Annotated in this window: 3 protein-coding genes; 2 read left to right on the forward strand and 1 reads right to left on the reverse strand. The window is 66.5% G+C overall.

What is annotated here, in order from left to right; all coding sequences use genetic code 11:
• Nucleotides 1-867 (forward strand): hypothetical protein (locus EB084_23245; GenBank protein ID NDD31178.1); only part of this gene is annotated, 867 nt, incomplete at its 5' end.
• Nucleotides 864-1940, forward strand: coding sequence for a hypothetical protein (locus EB084_23250; GenBank protein NDD31179.1), 1077 nt, complete (start codon nt 864-866; stop codon nt 1938-1940). The genes EB084_23245 and EB084_23250, both read left to right, overlap by 4 nt.
• A gap of 60 nt (nt 1941-2000) precedes the next feature.
• On the opposite strand, the gene EB084_23255 is transcribed toward EB084_23250, so the two are convergent.
• Nucleotides 2001-2705 (reverse strand): O-antigen ligase domain-containing protein (locus EB084_23255; protein ID NDD31180.1); only part of this gene is annotated, 705 nt, incomplete at its 5' end.

A 2705-nucleotide genomic window follows, 5' to 3' on the forward strand; every position in this document is an offset into this window, starting at 1 on the left:
TCGCGCTGCGCGGTGCGCATCGTGGAGGTTCCACACGCGCTTCACGCGGGCTTTGGCACGGGCACGGCGCTTCCCATGCACCAGATGATCGCAAAGAACGTGGGCATCCGTCGGGCGCGCGGCGCGTTCGTGCTGGCCACGAACATCGACATCGTGCTCTCTGAAGCGGTGTGGGAGCGCATTGCACGGCGAGACCTTCTGGCCGATCGGTTCTATCGCGTCGACCGCTGCGACGTGGCCAGCGACGTTCCGGAGAGCCGCCCTCTCACCGAGCAGCTCGACGCCTGCCGCGCCACGGTCTTTCGCCGTCACGAGCGCGACGCCACGCGAGACCTCCGCGACGGTACCACGTCGCGCATCTGGCGCCCCATGTGGCAGCTCGTGGCCGGGTCGGCCTTGTCTCCCCTGGCCGTTCTTCCCGTGCTGCGCGAGCCGCTTCGCAAGGCCCGCCGCTCGCTCTCACGGGCGCGTCGCTTCGGACGTCTCCACACCAACGCCTCCGGCGACTTCACGCTGCTGCACCGCGATCGCTGGCACGAGCTCGGTGGATACTGGGAGTACACGGGCTTTCCCCTTCACGTCGATGGGCTTCTCTGCTACGCCGCGAAGCGGCTGGGGCTGAGCGAAGAGGTGATGGCCGCGCCGGCCTGCGCCTATCACATCGATCACGGCCACGGCACGGGCTATCAGGAATACCATCAGCAATCGTCGTTCTGGACCGATCACGCGCGTCAGGGCATCATGCGCCTCACGGGAGATGAGTTTGCGGCCCTGGTCGATGTCATCCATCGCGATGGTCGGCTGTCGTCGCCCACCCAGCACGTCTGGGGGCTTGCCGAGGCGTCGCTCGTCGAGGTCATCGCATGAGCGCCAAGCCGTATCTCAGCATCGTTGCCGGCTCTCGCAACGACGACCATGGCGGCAACCTGCTCCATCGCATGCAGATCTTCATCGAGGGCGTTGTGGCGGGCTGTGACACCTACGGCATCGACGCCGAGCTGGTGCTTGTCGAATGGAACCCCCCGCCAGATCGACCGCGGTTGCGGGAGGCGCTGCGCTGGCCACGGTCGTCGCGCTGCGCGGTGCGCATCATCGAGGTCCCCTATGCGGTGCACGCGCGATTCGGAACAGGCCCTGCCTTGCCGATGCATCAGATGATCGCCAAGAACGCAGGCATCCGACGCGCTCGCGGTCAGTTCGTGCTGGCCACCAACATCGACATCGTGCTCTCGGCGGCGGTGTGGGAGCGACTTGCGCTTCGCGATCTGAGGGCAGACCGCTTCTACCGCGCGGAGCGTCACGATGTCTCGCCGGACGTTCCAGAGGGCGCCCCCATCGCCCAGCAGCTCGACTTCTGCCGGGCCCATGTGCTGTGCCGCCATCAGGGCGACGCATCGCGAGATGCCCAGGGTCGAACGCAGGTCTTGATCTGGCCGCCCATGTGGCAGATCATTGCGGGTGTGATGCTGTCGCCCCTCAGCATGGTGCCCATCCTGCGTCGCAAGACCGCCGGGGCACGGCGCATGCTCAGGTTCATCGGCCGCTACGGCAAGCTGCACACGAATGCATCGGGCGACTTCCAGCTGCTGGCGCGCGAGGCATGGGCCGCGCTCGACGGGTACTGGGAGTACACCGGGTTTCCGCTTCACATCGACAGCCTGCTGAGCTATGCGGCAAAGTTCAGCGGGCTCACCGAAGAGGTTCTTCCACCGCCCGCCGCGTGCGCCTATCATCTCGACCACGGCAAGGGCACGGGCTATCGCGAGTACAATCGCGACGCCTTCTGGAGCGAGCAGGAGGCCGCGGGCATCACCCACCTCACGGTGGAGAAGTACGTCGACTGCATCCACCGTCTGTGGCTGGGCGAGCGTCTCGAGGCGGCCACCCAGGACGCGTGGGGACTTGCGAACGACGTGCTGCTCGAGGAGACCCTCGACTGATCACGGCGCGTGCGGCGCCGCGCAAGTCGCATGGTCGCGCTTTGCGCGAGCGCGTCAACGTCACTCGATACCGGGAGGAGCGCTCAGCGCTTTTGCATCGTCGGCGATGATGCGGTTCTCTGAGAGTGCGAGGAACCCCACCAGCATGATGGCCCAGCAGTTGCTCACCGAAACGGTGAGAACTGCGCTTGCCGCCACGTTGTAGAGCAGGTAGAGCATGGGGCCGCAGACGAGGGTGAAGCGCATCATCGTCTCTTCGTCGGGTGCGCGGCGAAAGGGCCAGAGCAGGGGGGGGAGCGCTGCGATGACGAGCCAGATCGACGCCACAAGTCCGAGCAAACCCAGCTCTGCGGCTTCCTGCACGTTGAACTGGTGGGTGGACGTGAGCGGATGGCGGGTCAGCGTCTCGGTGGGGCCGATGCCAGCAAAGGGGTGCGCTTCGAACAGCGTCCACCCGATCTCGATGGCCTCCTTGCGATCGAGCACCGATCGGTCGGATTCTCGCACGAGCGCGGCGTCGACCAGTCGCTCGGCCCCCGTGGAGAGGGCGTCGAGCTGCAGATATGAGAAGACGCCGAAGGTCAGCGTGGTGATGGCGGCCAACGCGACTACGCCGCGCTGCTGGCGGCGAAGGATCACGATGAGCGCGCTCCCGAGCATCACTGCCAGGATGGCGCCACGTGTGAACGTGACGGCCAGATGCACTGCGCAGAGCGTCGCCGTCACGCCGAAGAGGAAGCGACGGGGGGCGTTCTGACGCGGGTC

It is taken from the genome of Pseudomonadota bacterium, assembly GCA_010028905.1.
GTDB lineage: Bacteria > Vulcanimicrobiota > Xenobia > RGZZ01 > RGZZ01 > RGZZ01.